Genomic DNA, 23,218 nt, shown 5'->3' on the forward strand with positions numbered 1-23,218 from the left:
CCTGTTCTCCGACGGGTGGCCGGAGTTCTTCGCCCGGAACTTTACCCTGAGAATTCGCCGGGAACGAGGGGTTGACCTGTCATGGCCTGACCACACTCGTTTCCGCTCCCCCGGAGGAAGATCTCCGCGCGCGACGGGCGCGGAATCCCTGCACGACCGCGTCGGCGATCACGAAGGCCGCGAGCGGCAGTCCGACGAGGGGAAGGAAGTACCCGATGCCGATCGCGACGGCCACCACGAGCGCGACACCCCATACCGGCGCGTTCGGAAGGGCCTCGCCGGGGACCGCGCCCATCCGGCGAGCGGGGTCGCGGGTGGGCCGACGCTTCCACCACATCAGGTATCCGAACACGACCATCGTCGCGATCCCTGCGGCGACCACGAAGAGGATGAGCTGGTTCACGATCCCGAACATCGACCCCATATGGAGGTCGACGGCCCACCGCGCGAGCTTCGCCATGAACGGGTAGTCCGCGAAGTCGACCCGGTCCACGACCGCGAGCGTGTCGCCGTCGATCGCGACACCGTCGACCTCCGTCGGGAAGCTGCGCTGGATCTCCTGGACGACCCACGCCTGCCCCGCAGCCGAGGGCGGCCGGATCTCGATGAGGCCGACGTTCACGTTCTCGGTGCGCGCGACCGCGAGCACGTCGTCGAACGTGTCGGGCGACACCGCGGCCGTCGGGGCCGCGACGACCCCGTGGTCCGCGTGCGCGCCCGCGGCGGCGGGGCCGTCGTCGCCGAGCGCCGTCGACAACGTCGGGTTCTGCCACGAGAGCGCGGCCCGGAGTGTCGATACGTTCGCGCCGCCGTAGGTCGACCACGTGATACCCGAGGCCGAGAGGAAGAGCGCCCCGACGACGAGCCACACCCCGACCGACGCATGCCATCCGAAGAGGCGCCGATACCCGGTGGCACCGCGCTTCGGGCGGAGCAGGTCCTTCTTCACGCGCGCCCTGCGCAGCCGCACGACCCAGAGCGCGAGTCCCGCGACGACGACGATGCCGAGCCACGACGCGGCGAACTCGCTGTAGAGGCGGCCCGGCTCGCCGAGGTGGAGGTTGCGGTGCAGGTCGCTGACCCATGCGCGCAGCGGCAGCGCACCGCTCGTGCCGTAGACCGTCAGGTCGCCACGGATATCCCCCGTGCCCGGGTCAACGAAGACGGCGCGCGTCTCGCTCGGCCCGAGCCCGGTCTGGGCGAACATGACGCGCGTGGTGTCGCCCGCCGCGGGCGCGGGCCGGACGGCCGCCAGCGAGGCGGCGTCGCCGATGTACCCCTCCGCGATGCGCACCTGGTCGCCGATCGAGAGCGTCGTCTCGGTGACCGGCGCGCTGAGCTCGTGGGCGTAGACGACGCGCTCGAGCTGCGGCGTCACGACGTAGATCGCCCCGCTGACCGCGGCGATCAGGATGAAGGGGCCGACCAGGATGCCGGCGAAGAAGTGGATGCGCAGCAGCAGCGGCATCACCCACGCGCGCGGTCGCCGCGGCGGGGCGTGTTCGCGGGACGGGGTGGCGGACGCGCCGCCGGGGTCGGGGGCGCCGCCGGTGGGCGTGCGCGACTCGGTGGTGGACATGAGACTCCTCGGTCGTCGGTGTGCCGGCACGCGAGCAAGGTGAGCGCGCACGGCGGATCGCCCCGACGGGCGCCGGGGCGTCAGAGAGCGAGGAGAACGGGAGGGCCGCGCCGCGCGGGCGCCGCGACGAGGGCGCACCGGCGGGGCATGCGGACGCTCGACACGATCGGGCGCACCCGCAGCGGGTTCGGGGCCGGCGGAACAGCATCCCGCGCCGCCGAGCGCAGACGCACGGCGATGCGCCGGGCGAGCCCGAGGAGCGCGGAGAGCAGTCGCTCGCCGCGGTGCAGGAGAAGTGTGGTCGCGACGGCGGCCAGGACGTGGGCGCCGATCATCGCGGCATCCGGTGCCACCGCGGCGAGCGCGCCGGGCGCGGACAGGGATGCCGGGAGCGACATATGTCCCGCATGCAGGCTCATCGGCGTCTTCTGGCTCGCTCCGGCCGTCGAAACCCCCGCTGATCCCGCCAGCGGGACGACGCCGAGCGCGAACATGACGTGGAAGAGCACCTGAGCCGCGGTGACCGCCGCTCCGAGCCGCACCGCGGAGAGCCGACGCCCGACGACGACGAGGCTCACCACCAGCGACAGTGCCCACGGCAGGGCGGCTCCCAGCGGTGAGGGCGGCTCACCTCCCGCTGCCACATGCGACAGCAGAGCGACGAACGTGGCCAGCGTCGCGGCCGCGCCGGCTCTCAGCGCGCGCTGGTGGCGAGGGGAGGTCACGTCGCGGTGCTCGGTCGGCCGGTCGGTCGCGGGGTCGTCAGACCCCGACGCGGGAGAAGGCGTCGAGGCTGATGCCCTGATCGAGCACGGTCTTCGACCACTCGCGGGCCGAGTGCAGGGAATGGTCTCGGTAGTTGCCACACTCGAGGGCGGAGACGCCCGGGATATCGGCCTCGACCGCTTCGTCGGCGATGAAGCGCAGGCTCCCGGTCAGGGCGGCGACGACGTCGGCGACCTCGGGCTCGCCCCACATCAGTAGGTGGAAGCCGGTGCGGCATCCGAAGGGCGAGATGTCGATGACGCCGTCGATGCGGTCACGGAGAAGGCCCGCGAGCATGTGCTCGATGGTGTGGATGCCGGCGGTCGGGATCTCGCCCGCGTTGGGCTGCACGAATCGCACGTCGAAGTTCGTGATGGTGCCGCCGCCGGGGCCGTGCTCGACGCCGATCCGCCGCACGTACGGGGCGAGCACGGCGGTGTGGTCCAACGTGAAGCTCTCGATCTCGGCCATGATTTCCTCCCTCGGCACGGACGATCGGACGGCCGAAACGGCCCGTCGTTCCGGCCAGATTAACCCGCCGGGCCACCGGGTCGGCCCGCCTCCGCTCTCAGGTTACGTCCAGGGGCTGTCCGGGACTCGTCCAGACTCACCCCGCAGACTCGGGGAGTTTTGTGCGTCCGCCCGAGACGCCCGCCGCCTGCCGCGGTGCCCGCAAACATCGAAGGACCGCCCCTGTTCGCATGACTTCTTCGTCAAGCCAGCCCACCCGCCGCGACCTGCGGCGTTCCACCACCTCCGCCTCCAGCTCGGCATCCCGCCGCTTCGTCCGCCCCGCTGCCCTCACTCTCGGGCTGGCCCTGGGCCTGACCGCGGTGGTGGGAACGACGGCCTCTGCCGCACTGCCCACGGCATCGGGTCCCGCTCCCGTCATGCAGCGCGCCGCGCTCGTCACCGCCGCGGCCACCTCGACCTCGAAGCCGCTGAGCGCGATCGAGCAGGCAACGAGCGACGCCGTCGCCGCGGCCGAGGCATCCGTCGTGGACGCCGCCACGGTGACCGGCGATGTGTCGGCGGCGGCGCTCCCCATCGAGGGCGACACGACGATCGACACGTCGCAGCTGCGCGAGCGCATCGCGGGCCTGAAGGACACCGACGTCATCCCGACGCTGCTCCTGCCCGACCTGACCGACAAGCTGACCGACGCGACCGACGACGTGCAGGCCGAGACGGCCGACCTCCGCGGACGCCTCGAGGCCGCTCAGGCACAGAAGGCCGCCGAAGAGGAAGCCGCGCGGATCGCCGCCGAAGAGGCTGCGGCCGCCGAGGCAGCCGCGAAGGCGAAGGCCGAGGAGGAAGCCGCTGCGGCCGCTGCCGCGCAGCGTTCGAACAGCTCGCGCTCGTCGTCCTCGTCGTCGTCCGCCCCCGCCGCTTCGGCCGTCGCCTCGACCGGAGACAACTCCCCCGGCGCCGCGCAGCAGGCCGCGAGCAACATGCTCGGCGAGTTCGGCTGGGGCCAGGACCAGTTCTCGTGCCTCGTCTCGCTGTGGAACAAGGAGTCGGGCTGGAACTACCAGGCCTACAACAGCGGCAGCGGTGCATACGGCATCCCGCAGGCGCTTCCCGGCAGCAAGATGGCTTCGGCCGGTGGCGACTGGCAGACCAGCGCCGTCACCCAGGTTCGCTGGGGCCTCGGCTACATCTCCGGCCGCTACGGCTCGCCCTGCGGCGCATGGGGCCACTCGCAGTCGACCGGCTGGTACTGATCTCTGCCAGTTCACGAAAGCGCACGTTCGCACGGTCCGCTCACGCGGATACCGTGCGGACGTGCGCTTTCGCCGTGTGCGGGCTCGGGATGCCGGGTCAGTCCTCGTCGACCGGGTCTTCGGCCGTGGGCTCGAGTGTCGGGGCTTCCTCGATCGGGTCGATGGGCATCTCACCCGGTGCGACGAAGGGCACGTTCCCATTGAGGCTCATAGTGGTTCCTCCCTGTAGTTCGTGAACCGCTCACGATACGGCGACGCCTCACCGCCGTCAGCCCCGTTGCCTCGCCGCGACGCCGGGTGTACTCGCCCCGTGTCGGTGGTCGGGGGTACCGTCGGTCGCGACGAGGAGGTCACTATGAACACGCTCGGCAACATCACCTTCTACGCAGACAACCCACGCGCGCTCTCGCATTTCTGGGCTGATGTCTTCGGCTATCCGCGCCTCGACTGGCCCGACGACATGCGCCGACAACAGCTCGATGCCGGCCTGACCGATGACGACCTCGACCGCCGAGGGCTCGCGGAAGATCCCGAGGGCCGCGGGCCTCGCCTGTACTTCCACCACGCTGACGGCGCGAAGCGGGGGCGCAACCGCCTGCATATCGACGTGTCGGTCGCACCGGCCGACGGTGCTCGCCGCGCAACGGCCGAGGCTCTGGATGCCGAGAAGGATCGCCTGGTCGCGCTGGGGGCGAGTGTCGTCCGGCTGGTGGAACAGCAGTGGGGTGCGTGGCCCGAGCGGTATTGGCAGATGCGAGACCCCGAGGGCAACGAGTTCTGCCTCCAGTGATCGTCCGGCATAGGGTCGGAGACATGGCCCCCCGCATCCTCGCCGTCGTGAACGGCCGCATCGTCCCCGTGTCCGCACCCGCCATCGAGGGCGGGACGGTGATCGTCACCGATGGCGTGATCACCGCCGTGGGCGGCGCCGAGACGCCCGTTCCCGAGGGCGCGGAGGTCGTGGATGCCGCGGGACGCTGGGTCCTGCCCGGGTTCGTCGAGGCCCACGGCCACCTCGGCGTCCACGAGGACGGCGAGGGATGGTCGGGCAACGACACCAACGAGATGACCGACCCCAACGGCGCCCGCTTCCGCGCGCTCGACGGCATCGACATCGACGAGGTCGGGTTCCGCGACGCACTGCGCGGCGGTGTCACCTCCGTCGTCATCAAGCCGGGTTCGGGCAACCCGATCGGCGGGCGCACCGTCGCCATCAAGACCTGGGGCGGACGCACCGTCGACGAGCAGGTGATCGCCGAGAACGTGTCGGTGAAGTCGGCCCTCGGCGAGAACCCCAAGCGCGTGTACGGCGACAAGAAGCAGACCCCCTCCACCCGGCTGGGCGTCGCCTCCGTCCTGCGAGACGCCTTCGTCGGCGCGCAGAACTACGTCGCCAAGCGGGATGCCGCGGCAGCCAAGGGCGAGCCGTTCGAGCGCGATCTCGGCAAGGAGACGCTTGCCGAGGTGCTCGACGGCACGCTGCTGTGGGACCAGCACAGCCACCGGCACGACGACATCGTCACCGCGATCCGACTGGCCGAGGAGTTCGGTTACCGGCTCGTCGTGAACCACGGCACCGAGGGGCACAAGATCGCCGACGTCCTGGCCGAGAAGGGCATCCCCGTCATCTTCGGGCCCATGCTCACCTCGCGCTCGAAGGTCGAGCTGCGCGACCGGGCGATCGGTGCTCTCGCCCTCATCGCCGCGGCGGGCGTCACGGTCGCGATCACGACGGATCACCCCGTGGTGCCGATCGACCAGATCCGGCTGCAGGCGATCCTCGCGGTGCGCGAGGGACTCCCGGCGGATGTCGCGCTGCAGGCGCTGACCACCAACCCCGCCAGCATCCTGCGCCTCGACGACCGCGTCGGCGCCCTCGAGGCCGGCCGCGACGGCGACCTCGTCCTGTGGTCGGGCGACCCGCTCGCCGTGGAGTCGCGCGTCGAGCACGTGGTCATCGGCGGAACCACGGTGCTCGAGACGACCGACGACGGCGACGTGCACATCGTCGAGCGGTGGGAGCGGTTCGGCCGGTCGAGCTGGCTCCGCTGAGCCGGATCCGGAACCGGTCCCGGATCCTGAGCCGGTTCCGGGGGCGAACGCAAGCGGTACACGCACCCGCCTGATCGGGTGTGCACTGAGGGGATGTCGAACCTGCCCCTCTGGCTGCTCCTCCTGGTGTTCGCCGCTGCCGCCGCCGTCGTGTGGGTCGCCGGCATCCAGCTCTCGAAGTCGACCGACGTCCTCGACGCGCGCTGGCACATCGGCAGCGCGTTCGGCGGACTGATCGTGCTCGCCGTGGCGACCAACCTCCCCGAGATCGCCATCACGGTCAGCGCCGCCGTCTCGGGCAATCTCGAGGTCGCCGTGGGCAACATCCTCGGCGGCATCGCCCTGCAGACCGTGGTGCTGGTGATCCTCGACCTGTTCGGCAAGCGCGGGCACGGGGTCAGACCGCTGACCTATCGCGCAGCATCCCTCGTCCTCGTGCTCGAGGCCGTGATCGTGGTCGCCGTGCTCGCCGTCGTCATGGCGGGGAGTCAGCTACCCGGTGATCTCGTCGTGGCCCGCCTCACCCCCGACGTCGTGCTCATCGCGGCGCTGTGGCTCGCGGGGCTCTTCCTCGTGCAGCGCGCCGGGAAGCACCTTCCCTGGCATGAGAACGGCACATCGCCCGGTGCGAGCGAGCACCGGCCGGGGCACCGGCGCGCGAAGCCGCAGCATCCGCATCACGCGATGAGCACCCGCGCGGTCGTCGCGATCTTCGCCGTCTCGGCGCTCGCGACGCTCGGAGCCGGTGTCGTGCTCGAACGGGTCGGCGACGCCATCGCCGACGAGATCGGCCTGTCGGGGGTCCTGTTCGGAGCGACCGTGCTCGCACTGGCGACCGCGCTGCCGGAGATCTCCACGGGGCTGCAGGCCATCCGCCAGGGCGATGACAATCTCGCGATGAGCGACATCTTCGGCGGCAATGCGTTCCTGCCCGTGCTGTTCCTCGTGGCCACCCTGATCTCGGGCCAGGCCGTACTGCCGCAGGCGAATGGAGCTGACATCTACCTCACCGCGCTGGCCGCGCTGCTGACGCTCGTCTACGTCGTCGGACTCATCTTCCGGCCCGCAAAGCGCGTGGCCGGGATGGGCGTCGATTCACTGGTCGTGCTCGTCCTCTACGCTGCCGGGGTGGCAGGGCTCTTCGCCGTCGCGGGGTGATCCGGCCGCAGGGTGAGCCCGCAGCCGCAGGGTGAGCCCGCAGCCGCAGGGTGAGCCCGCAGACGCAGGGTGAGCCCGCAGCCTCGGGGTGTGCGGGTCAGACCTCGTCCGAGCGTGGCGACCGCACCGACCATCCGACCCGCCGCAGGGCATCGGCCAGTCGTGCGGCCTCGGTCGCCGCGACATCCCATGACACGTCCGAGCACACGTCGACCGCCAGCGGGGGCGGGTCGGCGAACCTGGGGATCTGCACCTCGGCCCACACATCCCGCCCCAGTCCCACGCGCGGGAACGCGGTGCCTGCGTTCTCGATGACGCCATCCGACACGAAAGCGATCGTCTCGAGAGCGTCCGGCTTCGCGATCGGCAGGTCGACGACGAGCGTGACCACGAAGGGTCCGCTGGCGGTGTCTCGGCCGTGGGCGTGCACGCGCTCATCCTGACAGACCCACGGCACTGCGAAGGCCGAAAACCGGATGCCGCCGAGGTGGCGCCTCGGCGTTTCCGATGATTACGAAGAGATAACGGAAAACCCTTGCTCGTCGTTACCTCGTCGTTATAGAGTGCTCGCACGGTAGCTGTTTTGCTGTGGCAGCCACCGGCATGTGATTGCAGGAAACTCTTGGTGCAAAGGGACGAGGGCCCGACCGAATGCCTCTTCGGTCGGGCCCTCAACTGCGTCCGTGGGTCGCGCGCCGGCCGCGGATGACGAGCGCTCAGGCGCCGCCGCCACCACCTCCGCCGCCTCCCCCGCCGGCCGATCCGCCGCCGCTGGAGCCACCCGACGTCGACGACGACGAGGACGCGGCCGACGAGAGCGTGCCGATGCCCGCGGAGAAGGACGAGGCGTCGAAGGCACCCGAGCCGGAGTACCAGATCGGCGCACTCACACCCGCTGCGGCGTAGGCCGCCGTCAGGTGCTCGGCCCACTCCTTCTCGCGGCCGAACAGCACGGCGTACGGCAGCAGACGCTCGTAGATCCGCAGGACCTCGCGGGGGTCGTCCGTCGCGACCGGTTCGCGCTCGGCGCCCGTCGGCGACTGCAGCATCCGGATGCGGTCGGCCTCGGCCCACCGGATGAAGAGGTCGAGCCCGAGCAGGTGATCACGGACCTCCGCGCCCGCGGCCGACAACGGATCGCCGGCGACCGCGAACACGACCACGATGAACGACGCCCCCGCCAGCACGATGCCGATGATGGGCAGCGCCGGGTGGACGTATGCGTTCAGCGCGAGCGCCCCGAACAGGATCACCAGTCCCGCCGCGATCGCCCAGGCGGCGACGGGCCAGCCGCGCACTCCCCTCGGCACCGGCTTGTACATGTCGCGCCCGCGGAGGCTGTCCTTCGCCATCTTCAGCGCCCGCTGGGACTCGGACGACAGCCGCGTGTCGGAGGTCCCGAAACGGTAGACCTCACCGCGTCGGTGATTCGGGAACATGCCGCGCAGGAGTCTGCGCCCGTTCTCGTCGGCGGCCCGGGGATCGACGAGCTCCGCCTGCAGCTTCGCGCGCCCCCAGCGGCGGTGGCCGTCGTCGACGATGCGGATGGAACCGAGGAGCGCGAGCTCAAGGATCTCGGCCGGAATCGCCTTCGAGGTCTTCTGCAGCAGCACCGCCGCATCGAGTGCGTCGATGCGGCGCGGCGGTGCATACTCCGCGATGACCGTCGGACGCCCCGGATCGTCGCGGAGGTACCGGCGGCGGTTCCGCAGCGCCCAGCCGGTGGCACCGGCGAGGAGCACCGCTGCCCCGGACTGAAGCCACCCCAGAGGCGAAGCCAGGAACCCGGTGTCGTATACCTCGAACGCGCCCTCGTCGAACCCGACGGCGAAGCTGAGCGTCTCGTGCGGTGCGAGGTCGGTCGCCGAGGCGGTGATCGCGGTTCCGTCCGGTGAGGCGATGATCTCGGGACACGGAGTCGTGCTGTCCTGCTCGCCGATGTAGCAGGCCTGACGCCCCGCGAGCGAGGCCGCAAGGCCGGGATCGATGTGCAGCGTCGCGGTCACCTGACGGAACGGCTGATTCCAGTCGATGCCGTTGACGTCCCAGTAGAACTCCAGCCCGGTGTCCGCGAAGTCCCACACGACGTTTTCGAGGTCGTAGGTGAAGACGAAGGTGTTCCGCCCGTGCAGGTACCCGGGCTCGCGCGTCAGGATGCCGAGCGTGCCGTCCTCGCTGTCGGTGTCGACGGGACGGGCCTGCCCGTTCTCGTCGGTGACGGAGATGAGCCGCGGATGCAGCGGCTGCCCGTTGTACGTCTCGGGCAGAAGACGGCGCATGCCGCGGTTCTGATCCGACTCGGGGAACTCGGCGACGAAGGTCTCGACGACCCGCATCCGCGCCGTGCCGTCCTCGTCGCGGGTGAGGGTGTAATCGACGGAAAGCGAATCGAAGACGAACGCGTCGACATCGGCGGATTCGTCTTCGGATGCCGCGGCGGGGGCCGTCAGTCCGAAAAGGCCTGTGATCAGCATGAGGACCACGACCGCGAGTGCCGCCCGGGTGCGACGCATCATGCCGACCAGCTTAGGCGGGCAGTAAAGTTGTCGCCATGAGCGATCGTCGTCGTGCCGTGGCAGCGTGGGAGAGCCTGTTCCGCGCGCAGCACGAGATCTTCGACGACATCAGCAACGACTTCGCCGGCGATGAGCTCACGCAAGCCGAGTACGACGTCCTTCTCACGGTCGTGCGCGGCACCGGTCATCGGGCGCGGCTGCGCGATGTCACGGCCAACATGCTCATCAGCCAGCCGAGCGTGTCGCGCCTGGTCGACCGGATGGTCTCGCGCGGCCTCATCACCAAGTGCGGTGACCCCACCGACGGTCGCGGCGCGATGCTCACCGCGACCCCGGAGGGCGTCTCAGCCTTCCGCCGGCTCGCTGCGGCCCACGGTCGCTCCATCGCCGAGCGGATGTCGATGCTGTCGACCGAGGAGCTGGAGCAGCTCGAGCAGCTGACGACGAAGCTGCGCCGCCTGCCCTGACGCCCGGCGGAGCGGTCGGGCGGCGTCCCGCGGTGTCGTGGGGCGTCGTGCGGCGTCGTGGGGCGTCACGCGGTGTCGTGGGGCGTCGTGCGGTGTCGATTCCTCCCCAGGCGGGACGGTGACCCGACATTCTTTGACCGAACATAGGTCCGACTCACATGTCGTACCTTGCTGGCATCATGGGAACATGACAGCGAATGGCGTGGGTGGCGAAGTGGGACGCGAGGCCCCCACACCGTCGCAGGCGCTCGCTCTCTCGCGGTACGCGGAGGCGCTCGACCTCTCTCACGCCGCTGACATCGCCCGCACTCGGGCGCTGGCCGATCTGGGCCACGCCGCCCTGCACAACGCGCGCCGCGACGGCGTGCGCGGCATGGCGTCGGATATGGAGCTGCGGTCGGTGGCAGCCGAAGCGGCCGGGATGGCCCGGCTGACCGACCGCCGGCTGCAGGGTGAGATCGACCACGCGATGACGGTCATCGACGACTACCCCACTGTGTTCGACGCGTGGGTGCAGCGGCGGATCGAATGCGGACACGTGGATCTGGTGGTGCGCGTCGGCGCGGGGGTGCCGGCTGCGATGCGGGATTCGTTCGCGGAGGCCGCGATCGGGGTGTGTGAGCGGGATGTGCCCTCCCGCGTGCGGGGTGCGCTGGAGACCCTGGCAGCCCGGTTGCATACGCAGACGTTCACAGAGCGGCACAAGACCGCGGTCGCGGAACGGTGCGTGCGCGTGTTCCACGGAACCGACGGAATGTCGAACCTCGTCGCCAGTCTGCCCACGGTGATCGCGGCGGGGATGCTCGACCGGCTCACGCAGATGGGACAGTCGGTGAAGGACGCCCGGGTCGCGGGCACTGGCGGTGCCGGGGCGGGCGGGGCGGATGCCGCTGGCCGGGGCGCCGGCGCGGATGCCGGGGAGAGTTCGGCGGCGGATGCCGCAGAAGCGGGCGAGCCCGCCGATACCCGGACGATGGACCAGCTGCGCGCGGACATCCTGGGCGACCTCGTTCTCGGCGGCGCGCCCGTGGTCGACCCGACCTACGGGACCGACCGGGCCGGTGGGCTGGGGGCGATCCGGGCACGCGTGCAAGTCGCCGTCGCCGCGGGGACACTGATGGGCAAGGACGAGAACCCCGCCGAAGCCGTCGGGGCCGGGCTCGTCGATGCCGACACCGTCCGACGACTCGCCGGGCAGGTCAGCGAATGGGACCGGCTCTTCATCGACCCGGTCATCCGCACACCGGTCGAGATCGACACCTATCGGCCCACCGCATCGATGAAGAAACTCCTGATGGTGCGGGACCAGCACTGCCGGTTCCCCGGATGCCGGCGCGCCGCGATCCGGTGCGAGATCGACCACACGATCGATTACGCCCTTGGCGGCCACACCCACATCTTCAACCTCGCCCACCTCTGCCAAAGACACCACTCGATGAAGCAGTTCACCAAGTGGGAGGTCAGACAGATCGGAGGCGGGGTTCTCGAATGGACCTCACCCCTCGGCAGGACCTACCGCGAAGACGTCCCCATACCGGCCGTCTGCTTCGCCATCGACACCGCGAGCCCGCCACGGGATGCCGGAAGCGGCGGGCCACCGACGGACGAACCTCCACCGTTCTGAGTTCGGGGCGTGTGTCCGCGCACGTTCCGAGGCCGGGCACGACGGACTCGCGCGCCTTTGGTCACCGGTGACGCATCTCCTCAGCCGCGACGCATCGGCGCATCCGCGCATCCGCGCATCCGCGCATCCGCGACGCATTCGGCACCGACCCGCACGCGACGGGCGGCCGCCGCCCCCGAGGGAGCTGCGGCCGCCCGTCGTGCGAACGCGGATTTGCGCGATCAGTTCTCGATCGGCACCACCGGCGCGGCTGCGTCGGTCGTGACCTCGACCTTGCGCGGCTTGGCCTTCTCGCTGACCGGGATGGTCACGGTCAGGACGCCGTTGTTGTAGGTCGCGGCGATGCCTTCCGTGTCGACGCCCTGGCCGAGGTTCAGCTGGCGCAGGAAGCTCGCGGCTTCACGCTCGCGCGTGATCCACTTCACTCCGTCGCCGCTGGTGAGCGTGCGCTCGGCGCGGATCGTCAGCAGCTGGCCGTCGACGTCGATGTCGACCGAGCCCGGGTCGATGCCCGGCAGGTCGGCGGTCATCACGTAGTGGTCGCCGTCACGGTAGAGGTCCATCGGCATGCGACGGGGGCCGCGGCGCGTGTCGAAGAGGCTCGAGGCAATGCGGTCGAGGTCGCGGAACGGGTCGTAAGTAGCCATCGATCTTTCCCTTCTCTGATGCTTCATGTTGAGATCTGGAAGTTGAGCCCTGTCGGCTCAACTGCATTCAGATTAGCACTCTCCCCCATCGAGTGCCAAGGGTTCTCGCACGGCGAACAGCGCCCCGGAGACGGGGCGCGGAAGGGCCTCTCAGCACTCGACGACGTTGACGGCGAGCCCGCCCTCGCTCGTCTCCTTGTACTTGTGTGACATGTCGATCCCCGTCTGCCGCATCGTCTCGACGACGGCATCCAGCGAGACGTAGTGCTGCCCGTCGCCCCGCAGCGCGAGGCGCGCAGCGGTGACCGCCGTCGACGCGGCGATCGCGTTGCGTTCGATGCACGGGATCTGCACGAGACCGCCGACCGGGTCGCACGTGAGCCCGAGGTGGTGCTCCATCGCGATCTCCGCCGCGTTCTCGATCTGCGCGTTGCTGCCACCCATGACCGCCGTCAGGCCCCCGGCCGCCATCGCGCACGCGGACCCGACCTCGGCCTGACACCCGCCCTCCGCACCCGAGATCGAGGCGTTGGCCTTGAAGAGCGAGCCGAGCGCCGTCGCGGTCAACAGGAACCGCCGAATCCCGCGCCGACGGTCGAGATCCTCCGAGGCCAGGCGCGACTCCGCCGCGAACCGCCACCAGTACATCGCCACCGCGGGAACAATCCCCGCGGCCCCGTTGGTGGGCGCGGTGACGACGCGTCCGCCCGACGCGTTCTCCTCGTTGACGGCGAGCGCGAACGCACCCAGCCACTCCCCCGGGAGCTCCCGCCCACCCGCGGCTTCGGCCGCCTCGAGCTGCGCACGCATCGCGCCCGCGCGCCGCCGCACGCGCAGCATCCCGGGCAACGTGCCCTCGGCACGCAAGCCCGCATCGACGCACCCCGACATCGCATCCCAGATCGCGTCGAGCCCCGCGGCGACCTCAGCCTCGGGACGAAGCACCTCCTCGTTGCGGCGCGCGAGCCCGGCGATGCTCACCCCGTCGCGCTCGCACAGCTCGAGCAGCTCGGCCGCCGTGCTGAACCGGTACGGCCACGCGACATCGCTGCTCGGTCCGCCTCCCGCTCCCCGCGGAGCGGCGTCTGCCCCCGCCCGGCGGATGAAGCCACCCCCGACCGAGAGATACGTGTCCGACGCGACGAGATGGCCGGCGGCATCCCACGCGCTCAGCGTCATCGCGTTCGGATGCTCCGGCAGTCGCGTCCGCGGCTCGAAGGTCACATCGCCTCGCGAGAACGGCACCGGATGCCGGCCTGCGAGCAGCAGAGGTGAGCCGTCCGTCCAGCTCGTCCACGCCGCGCGGACCGCATCGGGATCGACCGTCTCGGGCGCGTGGCCCTGCAACCCCGCGACCACCGCGTCGGGAGTGCCGTGCCCGATGCCGGTCGCTCCGAGCGACCCGTACAGCACGCAACCGACGCGCACGACCTCGGGCAGCCTGCCGGCGGCCTCGAGCCCGACGGCGAAAGCTCGGGCGGCGCGCAACGGGCCGACCGTGTGGGAGCTCGAGGGTCCTACACCGATGGAGAACAGCTCGAACGCCGAGACGTAAGCGCTCACACCTCCAGGCTACGCCAGCATCTGCCGTACGCACCGGGCGACGTCAAGGGCCTGCCGACGGATACGCCACGCGCCTATCGTCGCGACCGATGACCACCCCATCCCACCCCCGTCTGGCATCGCTCAAGGCAGCCGCGCGCACCGCGGGTGGCGAGGCCTTCGCGGTCTCGCGCCTTCTGCTCGCCGGCAAGGCGGCCCTCGCCGCCGCGATCGCCTGGTACCTCGCGCCGTATGTGCCGTTCGCGCACGACGAGTACTCCTACTACGCGCCGCTCGGCGTTCTCGTGAGCATGTACCCGACGATCGCCGACTCCGCCAAGGCGGGCCTGCAAGCGCTGGGAGGCCTGGCCATCGGCATCGCGATCGGCCTCGCGGGACTGTGGATCGTCTCCGGACCCAGCCCGCGGATCATCGGCGTGGCGATCGTCGTCGCCGCGGGCGTCGCCGTCGGCGGCATCCGAGCTCTCGGCACCGGCCGAGACTGGATCGCCATCGCGGCGCTGTTCGTTCTGCTGCTGGGCGCGAACGACGCCGGCGGCTTCTCGGTGTCGTACCTCGTGACGATGGCGTTCGGCGTGCTCATCGGGGTGGCCGTCAACCTCGCGCTCGTCCCACCCCTGTACCTCCGGCGGGCCTCCACCCGCCTGTCGCAGCTGCGCGACGCGGTCTCGGACCGGCTCGAGATGCTGGCGACCTCGGTCGCCGCCAGCGAACCCGCCGATTCGGCGGGCCAGCGCTACCTCGGAGAGATCCTCGACGCCGTCTCGGCCGACGTGCGCGAGGCCGCCCGCAGCCGCAAAGCCCATCCGCTCGCTCGGCGCCGCCGCGGCATCGAGGCCGAGAACGACCGTCGCTTGAGAGCGCTCGAGAACACTGTGCGCCAGACGATCGAGCTCGGCGACGGCATCGACGGCCTCCCCCTCACCCCCGACGCCGCGCCGCTGCGCGCCGAGCTCGCCGAGGCCGTACGGGCCACAGCGCGAGCCGTCGCACGACCTCTGGGCGACCCGGCGACGGCAGCCACGGTCGAGGATGCCGAGAAGGCGCTCGCCCGCGTCGTCGCAACGGTGCCCGCGGACGGCGATGGTCGCATCTCGCCGTGGACGCGCACCGCCGTCGATCTCAGCCGGATCATCGAGGCATCCCGCCCGTTCTCGTGAACCGGTGAATCAGCGAGCGGCGATGCCCAGCACCCGCTCGAGGTACGGACCCGAGAACTTACCGGTCGGGTCGACACGCGCCACGAGCTCGCGGAAATCAGCGAGACGCGGGAGCGAATCGCCGATGGGCATCGAGAAGACCTTGCCCCAGTGCGGCCGGGGGTCGAACGGAGCGAGCACGCGCTCCACATTCGCGATCGCCTCGCGGACCGCATCCGGTTCGTTCTTCCACGTGAAGTGGATGCACACACTGTCGCGCCCGAACCCGGGAGAGAGCCAGAGGTCATCGGCGGCGACGGTGCGCAGCTCGGTCACGAGAAGGGCGGGCTCGACTCGGTCGGCGATCGAGCGGACGGCCGCGATCGCCTCGACGGCCACCGCACGGTCGACCCAGTACTCGGTCTGGATCTCGTCGCCGTTGGACGGGGTCGCGTCGATGCGGAAGTGCGGCAGGCGCTCGCACCAATCCCCGGGGATGCCGCCCTGCTCGGTCGTGTTGTCGACTCCGTCGGCCGCGGGCGAGTCCGCCTTGACCCTGACGCGCCGAGCGCTCAGCACGCGTTCCGGCATGTCGGGGGCCGACGCGGCGTCGAGGCGCTCCTTGATCCACACTTCGCCGACATCCGGCGTGTTCCAGCGGGTGAAGACGCTGACGCTGTAGCCCGACGCCGTCACCTCGTCGAAGCGCTTCAAGAGATCGTCCCAGGTGAGCCCGGCATAGGTGTCCTGGCGCACCTGGTAGGTCGGCTCGATCGCGAGCGTCAGCCGGACGACCGGCCCGAGTGCGCCGAGGTGGACGACGCTGCCGGCGAAGTCGGCGTCACCGGCCGAGACCGTGCGCAGCTCGCCGTCTGGAGTGATGAACTCCAGCGCCCGCACCGCCGTCGCGAGCGACCCGTTGCCGTCGCCCGACCCGTGCGTCGACGTCGCCGTCGCACCACCGACGGAGATGTGCGGCAGCGAACCCATGTTGTGCAGCGCCCAGCCGTGATCGGCGAGGTGCCGAGCGACGACGGCATAGCGCGTTCCGGCTCCCACCGTCACGGTCCGCGCATCCTCATCGACGATGATGTCGGCGTCGAGCCCGGTGAGATCGAGCAGGACGCCGGCCGTGTCGGCGAGGTCGTTGAACGAATGCCGTGTGCCCAGCGACCGGATGCGGTCGTGCGCGGCGACCATGCGTCGAGCCTCGTCGATCGTCGTCGGTGCGAGTACAGCTTCGGCGGTGAAGGTGTGTGTTCCGGCCCAGTTCCGTTCGGTCACGCCCCCACGCTACGCGATGACCGCTGAGAATGTGCAGCACCACAACAAAGTCGTCGGCGTGGAACGGAAAACAAAGAAGCCCCCGCAGAGCGGAGGCTTCTCATTCACTGTCTCAACACAGTGTGCGCCCGAAGGGACTCGAACCCCTAACCTTCTGATCCGTAGTCAGATGCTCTATCCATTGAGCTACGGGCGCAGTGCCTGGGAATCTCTCCCGGGCCGTCGTCAAGCATAGCCCGCTCTCGCGCAAAGAGCGAATCGAGCGCGGAACGGCTAGTCGATCACCGGCGCAGCCGCGGAATCCACGGCCTCATCGCGCTCGACCGCCTGCCGCTGGACATTGCGACGCTGCGAGCGGAGACGCGGGAGGTCGACCATCCGCAGGGCCTGCATGCGCGCCGTGCGCATGCGCTCGTAGTCGGGTTCGAGATCGGGCCGCGCCGCCTCGATGCGAAGCGTGCGGTCGATGTTCCCGGCGACCTCGGCCCACGCGGCCTCCCGCGCATCAGCGATGAGCTTGCGCAGCTCCGCCTCGTCGGCCGCGCGCTCGCGGAGCTCTTTGGCGATGCGCAGCGACTGCTTGCGACGTCGACGCAGATTCGACACGTCCCGGCTGCGGTAGTCGTGCGTCCCGCCCGAGTCGCTGTAGCGGCCGCTCGCGGCCTTGCGTTCGCGATGGGTGCGCTCGGCGTCGGCCTCGGCCTCCTCCGCGAGAGACATGAGCGCGTCGCGCGCGTCGTCCAGGAAGCGGTCGGCCTCGAAATCGCGCCCGTCGGCGAGGATGTCGACGAGGATGGCGTTCTTGAGCGCGAGGCGGGTCGCCGCGGAGGCGATGTACAGCCCTTCGGCGACGATCTCCGAGCTCTTGGTACGCGCTTGACGGGTGGCCAACGCTGCCCCTCCTCACCTCACCCCAATCCTACGGGGCGCGCGCCTCAGCCGAGCTTGGCGATGATCGCCGCGATCCTCCTCGCGCGGGTCTCCGGCGCCTTCGCGGACTCGACGTTCCCGACATGCGCCTTCCGCGCGCTCGGCGGCAGTCGGTCGAACGCTTCCCCCGCGCCGGCGTCCGTCAGCGCGGCGGCGAGATCGGTCGGTACCTCGACCTCCCGCGGCGCCTCGTCGAGTTCGATGTCGACGACGATCGCATCGCCTCCCGCGAGGCCGCTCTCGCGCCGCCGCTCCGCCGAGAAAGGGATGAGCGCGAGCCCCCGCATCGACCCCACCGTGCTGCGGAAGGCGAAGCCGTTGACGGCGACCGAGACGGCGGGGCGACGACCGCCACCGAGCGCATCCAGGATCGAAAACGGCACCTCGATGCCGGTGTTGTTTCCGAACTGGGACAGCGTCGTCTCGAATCGCACGCTTCTCATTACCACCGCGGCGCCCGAATACACAAGCAGGGTGAGCCGTGAACTCGCTGACCATAGCCTCGCTTCACGGCCTGGGCCTGACTCCCCATCGATATCGACGAACACACAAGATCGGACGCTCCGGGCCCGCCCAGTGGCAAACCGATCTGCCCATGTCACCGAACAACCGCAGCACCGCGACATCCGTCGCCCAATGGGAGGGAACCCTCATGCGTACATCACCGAACCGCCTCGTGGCGATCATCTTCGGCGCCGTCTACATCCTCGTCGGCCTCCTCGGCTTCACCGTGACCGCGGGCGTCGACTTCATCGCCACCGAGGGTGGCCTGCTGCTCGGCATCTTCGAGGTCAACCCGCTGCACAACATCGCGCACCTCCTGATCGGTGCCGCGCTGCTCATCGGCGGCCTTTCCGGCGTCCGCGCCGCGAAGGGCGTCAACATCACCGTCGGCGCGGCCTACCTGCTGCTCGGCATCGTCGGCTTCTTCATTCAGGACAGCGCCGCGAACGTGCTCGCCCTGAACACCGCCGACCACTTCCTCCACCTCGCCAGCGCCCTCGTGCTGCTCGGCGTCGGCCTCGGCACCGACCGCGCGGTCGACACCCGCCGCACCGCCGTCGCCTGATGAACACCGCCGCGCTCACCCGCTCCTGGCCCACGCTCGCCGCGTGGGGGGCTGGTCTGCTCCAGCTCGGCGTGGGCGCGGGCATGATCGCCCAGGGCACCGGCGCCGCCGATCGCGGCGTCGGTGTCGTGGCGGTAGCGGTCGGGGCGGCCGCCCTCGGTTGGGGCGTCGCCGCCCTGACCCGCGGCCGCCTCGTCGCTCCCCGTGTCGCGATGGCCATCGCCGTCGCCGGCACGATCGCATCGGGGCTCGCTCTCGCAGCGGACCCGATGCGGATCAGCGTTCACGCCGTCGGCGTGACCGTTCTCCTCCACGTCGCCTACGGCGTGGCCGCAGCGGCTGTCGTCCGCCGGGCGCGCACAGCGCCCGCCGGCTCCTCCCCTGCCGAAGCCCGCTCCACCCCGCGGACGAGCGTCATCGGGCTCGTCGCCGGTTGCGTCATCGTGGCCGGACTCGTCACGCCGGCGCTCGGGGCCACAGAGGCGGGTCGCAACGCTCCGAGCCACTCCGACCACCCGCTGTTCTCCACCGAGCACAGCCACTGAGCCGCCGAGCGCGGCCGCGAGATCAGATCGCGCTGATGCGCCAGGACGCCTCGACCGTGGCGGCCGGCTCGATGAGGATGAGCCCGGCGTCGTAGTCGTACCGCGCGGCGTTGAAGGCATCCGGGGCGCACGTCATCGGCTCGACCGCCAGACCCGCGCGGTGCCCCGGCTGAGCCGGTCCCCCGGGCAGATCGGCCGTGTGCACCTGGACCCACGGGCACGCGGCATCCCACGAGATCGCGACTCCCGTTCCCGACGGGTCGGTCACCCGCACCGCGGCGATGCCGTCCTCGGCGCGCGAGAGCGCCGTGAACGCGTGATCGATCTCGACGGGGCCCAGCGTCCGCGGCTCGCGGAAGTCGAACTCCGCGACGTCCGCGACGTCGGCCAGCCCGACGGGCGAGAGCCGGTCGGGGGTGACCTCGAGCACGCGAGCTGCCGGCAGTTCGAGCGTCCACTCGTCCAGCGGCGCCGATCCGGCGACGAGATACGGGTGCGGGCCCGTGCCGAAAGGCGCGGCATCCGCGCTCTCGTTCGTCGCCCGCACCGTCTGCGTCAGGCCGTCGGCGCCGAGGCGGTAGGTCGTCTCGATGCGGACGGTCCAGGGGTAGGCGGTCTGCGCGACGATCGTGGCGCCGAGCGTCACGTGATCGGCGGCGACGACGACGGGCTCGAAGTCGAGCCAGGCCACCAGCCCGTGCAGCGCGTGGTGGCGCTCCGGCTCGGTGAGAGCGAGACGATAGCGGGTGCCCGCCACCTCGTACTCACCGTCGACGACGCGGTTCGGCCACGGGGCGAGGGTCGCACCCCGGTAGCCCGGGCGCACTTCGTCTTCGCCGTACGGGACGACGAGGTCGCGCCCGGCGACGCGGAAGGAGCGCAGCGACGCCCCCACGCTCGCCACGATCGCCTCAGCGTCGCCGAATCGCAGCACGTACGACGTTCCGGATGCCGCCACGGGCGTCCCCTCTCGGTTCTGGTTCTCGGAGATCACAGTCCGCGGGCCAGGCGGTAGTAGGCCTGGTTCCAGCGGAGCTCCTTCTGGAATCCTCGCACCGTCGTGTCCTCGTCGATGACCACGAGCTCCGTGCCGGCGATCTCGGCGAAGTCCCGGAACACCTCGATGCCGACGGCCGTCGTCATGACGGTGTGGTGTGCGGCACCGGCGGCGAGCCAGCACGCGGCCGACGTGGCGAAGTCGGGTGCCGGCTTCCAGATCGCCCGGCCCACCGGCAGCTTCGGCAGGTCGGGAGCCTCGACGTTCTCGACCACGTTCGCCGTCAGGCGGAAGCGGTCGCGCATGTCGCTCATCGCCACGACGAGGGCGGGACCCGGGTCGGCGGTGAAGACCAGGCGCACGGGGTCGTCCTTACCGCCGATGCCGAGGGGGTGGATCTCCAGGCGCGGCTTCGCGGTCGTCAGCGACGGCGAGACCTCGAGCATGTGTGCGCCGAGGATGCGCTCCGAGCCGGGAACGAGGTCGTAGGTGTAGTCCTCCATGAGGCTCGCCCCGCCGGGCAGACCCGCACCCATCACGTTGGCGACGCGCACGAGGATCGCGGTCTTCCAGTCGCCCTCGGCGCCGAAGCCGTAGCCCTCGGCCATGAGGCGCTGCACGGCGAGGCCCGGCAGCTGCGTGAGCTCGCCGAGGTCTTCGAACGAGGTCGTGAAGGCTCCGAAACCGCCGGCCTCGAGGAACGAGCGCAGCCCGATCTCGATCGCCGCGCCGTCGCGCAGCGACTGATGGCGCTCAGCCCCGGGGAGAAGCTCCTCGGCGACGTCGTACTGCGCGAGGTACACCTCGACGAGCGCGTCGATGTCGGCGTCGGAGGCCGCGGCGACGGCATCCGCCAGCTCGTTCACGCCCCACGTGTTCACCTGGACGCCGAACTGCAGCTCTGCCTCGGTCTTGTCGCCCTCGGTCACCGCGACGTAGCGCATGTTGTCGCCGAAGCGCGCGAGCTTGAGCGTGCGGGCGGCCTGCCACCCGGCCGCGGCGCGCTGCCAGTCCTCGATCTGACGCGTGACCTCGGGGTTCGAGACGTGCCCGACGACGGTCTTGCGCGAGACGCCGAGGCGGGTCTGGATGTAGCCGAACTCGCGGTCGCCGTGGGCGGCCTGATTGAGGTTCATGAAGTCGAAGTCGATGTCGGCCCACGGCAGCTCGACGTTGGCCTGCGTGTGCAGGTGCAGCAGCGGCTTGCGGAGCGCGTCGAGGCCCGTGATCCACATCTTCGCCGGACTGAAGGTGTGCATCCACGCGATGACGCCGATCACCGAGTCGTCGGCGTTCGCGTCGAGGGCGAGTCGGCGGATCGACTCGGAGTCCTTGAGCACCGGCTTCCATTCGACGCGGACCGGCAGTCCGGCGAGGCCGGCGACGACCTGTTGCGACTGCTCGGCGACCTGGCGCAGGGTCTCCTCGCCGTAGAGGTTCTGGCTGCCCGTCACGAACCAGACGGTGTACTGCTCGAGAGAGGTGGAGAGGGTCATTGTTCTTCTTCCGGTGAGGTCGGACGGGTCAGGACAAGGCGGCGACGGCGGCGCGCTCGACGGCGAGCCCCGCGTCGTAACGATCGAGGTAGGCGGCGAAGCCGGCGGCATCCGCTGCGTCGGGCTCGGCGACGTCGACCGACGCCGACGCGAAGACGCGCTCGCGGAGGTAGGCGTCGAGATCGAGGCCGTCGCCGTGGCGCAGATAGTCGGCGAGCACGGCGATGCCCCAGGCCCCACCCTCCGAGGCGGTGTCACCGACGGCGACCGGGGCTCCGAGGGCCGCTGCGAGGAACCGCTGGGCGACCCCGGCGGTTCGGAACATGCCGCCGTGGGCGAACATCCGGTCGAGCTGCACCCCCTCGCGGTCGAGAACGCGCATGCCGAGCGCGAGCGTGGCGAACACGCCGTAGAGCTGCGCCCGGATCGCGTTGGCGAGCGTGAACCGACTGTCGGGGGTGCGCACGAACAGCGGACGACCCTCCTCAGTGCCGGCGATGGGCTCGCCCGCGAGGTGGTTGTACGCCAGCAGGCCGCCGGCGTCGGGGTCGCCCGTGAGCGCTTCGCGGAACAGGGTGTCGTACACCGCGTCGGCGTCGAGCGCCGATCCCGACGCCGCAGCGAACCGCTCGAACATGCCCACCCAGGCCGCGAGCTCGCTGGCCCCGTTGTTGCAGTGGACCATCGCGACGAGGTCGCCCGCGGGGGTCGTGACGACGTCGATCTCGTGGTGCGTGCTCTGCAGCGGGCGCTCGAGCACGACCATCGCGAAGATGCTCGTGCCGGCGCTGACGTTGCCGGTGCGGGGCGCGACGGCCTCGGTGGCCACCATGCCGGTGCCCGCATCGCCCTCGGGCGGGCAGAACGGGATGCCGGGGCGCAGCGCTCCCGACGGGTCCAGCAGCGCGGCACCGGCGACGGTGAGGGAGCCTGCGGCTTGACCTGCGACACGGACCTCCGGCAGCAGGGAGCAGAGATCCGCCGGGAGTCGCCCGGCGGTGTGCGCGTCGAAGAGGTCGACGCGGCGCTGGTCGTAGTCACGGGTGACCGGGTCGATCGGGAACATCCCCGACGCGTCGCCGACCCCGAGGACCTTCTCACCGGTCAGGCTCGCGTGCACGTACCCGGCGAGGGTCGTCATGTGACGGATGTCGGCGACGTGCGCCTCGCCGTCGAGCACGGCCTGATGCAGATGGGCGATCGACCACCGCAGCGGGATGTTGATGCCGAGCAGCTCGGTGAGCTCGGCCGCGGCCGCGCCCGTGCTCGTGTTCCGCCACGTGCGGAACGGCACGAGCAGCTCGTCGTGGGCGTCGAACGCGAGATAGCCGTGCATCATCGCCGAGACGCCGATCGCGCCGAAGGTCTCGGGCACGACGCCGTACTGGGACTCGACCGAGGCGGCGAGGTCGGCGTAGGCCGCCTGCAGGCCGGACCAGACGTCGTCGAGGGCATACGTCCAGCGGCGCTCCTCGAAACGGTTCTCCCACGCGTGCGACCCGGTCGCGAGGACCCGGGTCGGGTCCGACCCGACGAGGCATGCCTTGATGCGGGTCGAGCCGAATTCGATGCCCAGGCTCGTGCGACCGGCGAGGATGTCGTCGCGCTCGGCGGATCGGTCGCGCGTGGCGGTGTGGGTCACGGATGCCTCCATTGGTCGTGC

General features: G+C 70.7%; 22 protein-coding genes and 1 tRNA gene. 9 read left to right on the forward strand and 14 right to left on the reverse strand.

Annotation, left to right across the window (positions count from 1 at the left end):
- Positions 1 to 79: 79 nt before the first annotated feature.
- The 3 genes from C3481_RS06040 to C3481_RS06050 all read right to left on the reverse strand — a co-directional run bounded on the left by C3481_RS06040 (position 80) and on the right by C3481_RS06050 (position 2,815).
- On the reverse strand, positions 80 to 1,579 hold the full coding sequence (locus tag C3481_RS06040; RefSeq protein WP_071918477.1) for a PepSY domain-containing protein: 1,500 nt from the start codon (positions 1,577 to 1,579) through the stop codon (positions 80 to 82).
- 80 nt (positions 1,580 to 1,659) lie between these two features.
- Complete coding sequence (locus C3481_RS06045; protein WP_071918478.1) at positions 1,660 to 2,304, reverse strand: hypothetical protein; 645 nt, start codon at positions 2,302 to 2,304, stop codon at positions 1,660 to 1,662.
- A 37-nt stretch (positions 2,305 to 2,341) separates the two neighbouring features.
- Entirely contained in the window at positions 2,342 to 2,815 is a 474-nt protein-coding gene (locus C3481_RS06050; RefSeq protein ID WP_023952312.1) for an S-ribosylhomocysteine lyase, read from the reverse strand.
- Positions 2,816 to 3,045: 230 nt separating this feature from the next.
- On the opposite strand from C3481_RS06050, the gene C3481_RS06055 reads away from it, so the two are divergent.
- From C3481_RS06055 to C3481_RS06070, 4 genes are all read left to right on the forward strand, one after another.
- Complete coding sequence (locus C3481_RS06055) at positions 3,046 to 4,068, forward strand: lytic transglycosylase domain-containing protein (protein ID WP_023952314.1); 1,023 nt, start codon at positions 3,046 to 3,048, stop codon at positions 4,066 to 4,068.
- Positions 4,069 to 4,423: 355 nt separating this feature from the next.
- The gene (locus C3481_RS06060) at positions 4,424 to 4,858 is read left to right on the forward strand and encodes a VOC family protein (protein ID WP_103841198.1); all 435 of its coding nucleotides are present in this window, start codon (positions 4,424 to 4,426) and stop codon (positions 4,856 to 4,858) included.
- Positions 4,859 to 4,881: 23 nt separating this feature from the next.
- Positions 4,882 to 6,120, forward strand: a complete 1,239-nt coding sequence (locus C3481_RS06065; protein WP_036304663.1) for an amidohydrolase — start codon at positions 4,882 to 4,884, stop codon at positions 6,118 to 6,120.
- Between the two features lie 93 nt (positions 6,121 to 6,213).
- Complete coding sequence (locus C3481_RS06070; protein ID WP_103841200.1) at positions 6,214 to 7,278, forward strand: sodium:calcium antiporter; 1,065 nt, start codon at positions 6,214 to 6,216, stop codon at positions 7,276 to 7,278.
- Between the two features lie 97 nt (positions 7,279 to 7,375).
- Here the strand turns inward: C3481_RS06070 and C3481_RS06075 are convergent, their stop codons facing one another.
- Together C3481_RS06075 and C3481_RS06080 are read right to left on the reverse strand one after the other, a co-directional pair.
- Positions 7,376 to 7,708 carry a hypothetical protein gene (locus C3481_RS06075; protein WP_023952319.1) on the reverse strand — a complete coding sequence of 111 codons (333 nt, stop codon included), beginning with the start codon at positions 7,706 to 7,708 and terminating at the stop codon, positions 7,376 to 7,378.
- Positions 7,709 to 7,994: 286 nt separating this feature from the next.
- Positions 7,995 to 9,794 (reverse strand): DUF2207 domain-containing protein, encoded by a 1,800-nt coding sequence (locus C3481_RS06080; protein WP_258039028.1) that lies wholly within the window; start codon positions 9,792 to 9,794, stop codon positions 7,995 to 7,997.
- A gap of 35 nt (positions 9,795 to 9,829) precedes the next feature.
- On the opposite strand from C3481_RS06080, the gene C3481_RS06085 reads away from it, so the two are divergent.
- A complete protein-coding gene (locus C3481_RS06085) occupies positions 9,830 to 10,261 on the forward strand; it encodes a MarR family winged helix-turn-helix transcriptional regulator (protein ID WP_023952321.1) in 432 nt (143 codons plus the stop codon).
- 187 nt (positions 10,262 to 10,448) lie between these two features.
- On the forward strand, positions 10,449 to 11,885 hold the full coding sequence (locus C3481_RS06090; protein ID WP_258039029.1) for an HNH endonuclease signature motif containing protein: 1,437 nt from the start codon (positions 10,449 to 10,451) through the stop codon (positions 11,883 to 11,885).
- A gap of 221 nt (positions 11,886 to 12,106) precedes the next feature.
- Here the strand turns inward: C3481_RS06090 and C3481_RS06095 are convergent, their stop codons facing one another.
- The gene (locus C3481_RS06095) at positions 12,107 to 12,532 is read right to left on the reverse strand and encodes an Hsp20/alpha crystallin family protein (RefSeq protein WP_071918483.1); all 426 of its coding nucleotides are present in this window, start codon (positions 12,530 to 12,532) and stop codon (positions 12,107 to 12,109) included.
- Positions 12,533 to 12,682: 150 nt separating this feature from the next.
- Positions 12,683 to 14,095 carry an L-serine ammonia-lyase gene (locus tag C3481_RS06100; RefSeq protein WP_103841202.1) on the reverse strand — a complete coding sequence of 471 codons (1,413 nt, stop codon included), beginning with the start codon at positions 14,093 to 14,095 and terminating at the stop codon, positions 12,683 to 12,685.
- Positions 14,096 to 14,184: 89 nt separating this feature from the next.
- Between C3481_RS06100 and C3481_RS06105 the strand changes: the two genes are divergently transcribed.
- Positions 14,185 to 15,255 carry an FUSC family protein gene (locus tag C3481_RS06105; protein WP_103841204.1) on the forward strand — a complete coding sequence of 357 codons (1,071 nt, stop codon included), beginning with the start codon at positions 14,185 to 14,187 and terminating at the stop codon, positions 15,253 to 15,255.
- 9 nt (positions 15,256 to 15,264) lie between these two features.
- Here the strand turns inward: C3481_RS06105 and C3481_RS06110 are convergent, their stop codons facing one another.
- The 4 genes from C3481_RS06110 to C3481_RS06125 all read right to left on the reverse strand — a co-directional run bounded on the left by C3481_RS06110 (position 15,265) and on the right by C3481_RS06125 (position 17,882).
- Positions 15,265 to 16,518 carry an FAD-binding protein gene (locus C3481_RS06110; protein WP_103841206.1) on the reverse strand — a complete coding sequence of 418 codons (1,254 nt, stop codon included), beginning with the start codon at positions 16,516 to 16,518 and terminating at the stop codon, positions 15,265 to 15,267.
- 123 nt (positions 16,519 to 16,641) lie between these two features.
- A tRNA-Arg gene (locus C3481_RS06115) sits at positions 16,642 to 16,714 on the reverse strand.
- 77 nt (positions 16,715 to 16,791) lie between these two features.
- A complete protein-coding gene (locus tag C3481_RS06120; protein WP_103841208.1) occupies positions 16,792 to 17,409 on the reverse strand; it encodes an asparagine synthase in 618 nt (205 codons plus the stop codon).
- Between the two features lie 44 nt (positions 17,410 to 17,453).
- The gene (locus C3481_RS06125) at positions 17,454 to 17,882 is read right to left on the reverse strand and encodes a YdeI/OmpD-associated family protein (RefSeq protein ID WP_064956140.1); all 429 of its coding nucleotides are present in this window, start codon (positions 17,880 to 17,882) and stop codon (positions 17,454 to 17,456) included.
- Positions 17,883 to 18,100: 218 nt separating this feature from the next.
- Between C3481_RS06125 and C3481_RS06130 the strand changes: the two genes are divergently transcribed.
- A complete protein-coding gene (locus tag C3481_RS06130) occupies positions 18,101 to 18,517 on the forward strand; it encodes a DUF4383 domain-containing protein (RefSeq protein ID WP_036304665.1) in 417 nt (138 codons plus the stop codon).
- Entirely contained in the window at positions 18,517 to 19,062 is a 546-nt protein-coding gene (locus C3481_RS06135; RefSeq protein ID WP_103841210.1) for a hypothetical protein, read from the forward strand. The genes C3481_RS06130 and C3481_RS06135 overlap by 1 nt, the downstream gene beginning before the upstream one ends.
- A gap of 22 nt (positions 19,063 to 19,084) precedes the next feature.
- Here C3481_RS06135 and C3481_RS06140 read toward each other — a convergent pair whose 3' ends face one another.
- Genes C3481_RS06140 through C3481_RS06150 form a run of 3 tightly spaced genes read right to left on the reverse strand, consistent with a single transcriptional unit; the run spans position 19,085 to position 23,209 of the window.
- Positions 19,085 to 20,020, reverse strand: coding sequence for an aldose 1-epimerase family protein (locus tag C3481_RS06140; protein ID WP_237049205.1), 936 nt, complete (start codon positions 20,018 to 20,020; stop codon positions 19,085 to 19,087).
- Positions 20,021 to 20,052: 32 nt separating this feature from the next.
- Positions 20,053 to 21,555, reverse strand: a complete 1,503-nt coding sequence (gene araA / locus C3481_RS06145) for an L-arabinose isomerase (RefSeq protein ID WP_064956142.1) — start codon at positions 21,553 to 21,555, stop codon at positions 20,053 to 20,055.
- 28 nt (positions 21,556 to 21,583) lie between these two features.
- Entirely contained in the window at positions 21,584 to 23,209 is a 1,626-nt protein-coding gene (locus tag C3481_RS06150) for a xylulokinase (protein ID WP_103841212.1), read from the reverse strand.
- Between the last annotated feature and the right edge of the window lie 9 nt (positions 23,210 to 23,218).

Origin of the sequence: Microbacterium sp. Ru50 (assembly GCF_002920555.1) — a bacterium.
In the GTDB taxonomy this organism is placed as follows: domain Bacteria; phylum Actinomycetota; class Actinomycetes; order Actinomycetales; family Microbacteriaceae; genus Microbacterium; species Microbacterium arborescens.

Excerpts from the sequence above, each read along its gene's own strand:
- C3481_RS06040 (WP_071918477.1), bottom strand. The coding sequence starts at position 1,579 with ATGTCCACCACCGAGTCGCGCACGCCCACCGGCGGCGCCCCCGACCCC.
- C3481_RS06050 (WP_023952312.1), bottom strand. The coding sequence starts at position 2,815 with ATGGCCGAGATCGAGAGCTTCACGTTGGACCACACCGCCGTGCTCGCC.
- C3481_RS06055 (WP_023952314.1), top strand. The coding sequence starts at position 3,046 with ATGACTTCTTCGTCAAGCCAGCCCACCCGCCGCGACCTGCGGCGTTCC.
- C3481_RS06060 (WP_103841198.1), top strand. The coding sequence starts at position 4,424 with ATGAACACGCTCGGCAACATCACCTTCTACGCAGACAACCCACGCGCG.
- C3481_RS06065 (WP_036304663.1), top strand. The coding sequence starts at position 4,882 with ATGGCCCCCCGCATCCTCGCCGTCGTGAACGGCCGCATCGTCCCCGTG.
- C3481_RS06070 (WP_103841200.1), top strand. The coding sequence starts at position 6,214 with ATGTCGAACCTGCCCCTCTGGCTGCTCCTCCTGGTGTTCGCCGCTGCC.
- C3481_RS06080 (WP_258039028.1), bottom strand. The coding sequence starts at position 9,794 with ATGATGCGTCGCACCCGGGCGGCACTCGCGGTCGTGGTCCTCATGCTG.
- C3481_RS06085 (WP_023952321.1), top strand. The coding sequence starts at position 9,830 with ATGAGCGATCGTCGTCGTGCCGTGGCAGCGTGGGAGAGCCTGTTCCGC.
- C3481_RS06090 (WP_258039029.1), top strand. The coding sequence starts at position 10,449 with ATGACAGCGAATGGCGTGGGTGGCGAAGTGGGACGCGAGGCCCCCACA.
- C3481_RS06095 (WP_071918483.1), bottom strand. The coding sequence starts at position 12,532 with ATGGCTACTTACGACCCGTTCCGCGACCTCGACCGCATTGCCTCGAGC.
- C3481_RS06105 (WP_103841204.1), top strand. The coding sequence starts at position 14,185 with ATGACCACCCCATCCCACCCCCGTCTGGCATCGCTCAAGGCAGCCGCG.
- C3481_RS06130 (WP_036304665.1), top strand. The coding sequence starts at position 18,101 with ATGCGTACATCACCGAACCGCCTCGTGGCGATCATCTTCGGCGCCGTC.
- C3481_RS06135 (WP_103841210.1), top strand. The coding sequence starts at position 18,517 with ATGAACACCGCCGCGCTCACCCGCTCCTGGCCCACGCTCGCCGCGTGG.
- araA (WP_064956142.1), bottom strand. The coding sequence starts at position 21,555 with ATGACCCTCTCCACCTCTCTCGAGCAGTACACCGTCTGGTTCGTGACG.
- C3481_RS06150 (WP_103841212.1), bottom strand. The coding sequence starts at position 23,209 with ATGGAGGCATCCGTGACCCACACCGCCACGCGCGACCGATCCGCCGAG.